The organism is Limnospira sp. PMC 289.06 (assembly GCF_032350395.1).
GTDB lineage: Bacteria > Cyanobacteriota > Cyanobacteriia > Cyanobacteriales > Microcoleaceae > Limnospira > Limnospira platensis.
The window spans coordinates 1-582 of the sequence record NZ_JARPLC010000438.1 but is presented as its reverse complement, the minus strand read 5'-3'; the positions used below and the strand labels follow the sequence as shown (position 1 = coordinate 582).

The window sequence follows — 582 nt, the reverse complement described above, 5'->3', positions numbered from 1 at the left end:
AGGGTAGCCGTTTCCCGGTAGGTGGTTGCTTAAACTGCAATAAGAGATTGTACCTAGTTCCTGACTTCTGGAGTTTAAGGCTAACCCCCCTAGGACACTCACCCTTAAAATCCTGATAGGCCTTGAGGAACCTAGCATAGCTCTCGTCATAATTACCCTTTCCCCCTACTGTAGGGGTATTAGTAGCGTTACTCATTTGTTACTCACCTAGGTTATTTTATGCCTACTGAGTAACACTTGGATCGCGATAGAATGCGGGTTACAGCTTATATAACAGGTTCAAGTCCGCCTCCTGGCATTTTGGGAAAAACCTGATCCTGACTGCGATCGCAGCTTATTGCTTAACTCGATAGTCGCAGTCAGTTAATAGGCTATTGCTCATAACCTAGCCCTGGCATGGTAGGAAAAAAGCGGGCGGGGGGAATCGAACCCCCATCATTAGCTTGGAAGGCTAAGGTTTTACCACTAAACTACGCCCGCAAATTTTCACTTAACTAATCTAACACAGGAAAATAAAAATTGCAATAGTGCGATCGCATTTTTTCCCAAATTATCTGCCATTAAGCTGTATCCCTTACTGAT

The 582-nt window shown here is 44.3% G+C and carries 1 protein-coding gene and 1 tRNA gene; both read right to left on the bottom strand.

Translation table 11 applies throughout. The features are described 5' to 3' along the window. The coding region (locus tag P5674_RS25655) for a hypothetical protein (RefSeq protein ID WP_315643063.1) at positions 1–196 on the bottom strand (196 nt) is incomplete at its 3' end. A 213-nt stretch (positions 197–409) separates the two neighbouring features. Beyond that, a tRNA-Gly gene (locus P5674_RS25650) sits at positions 410–480 on the bottom strand. Positions 481–582: the final 102 nt, after the last annotated feature.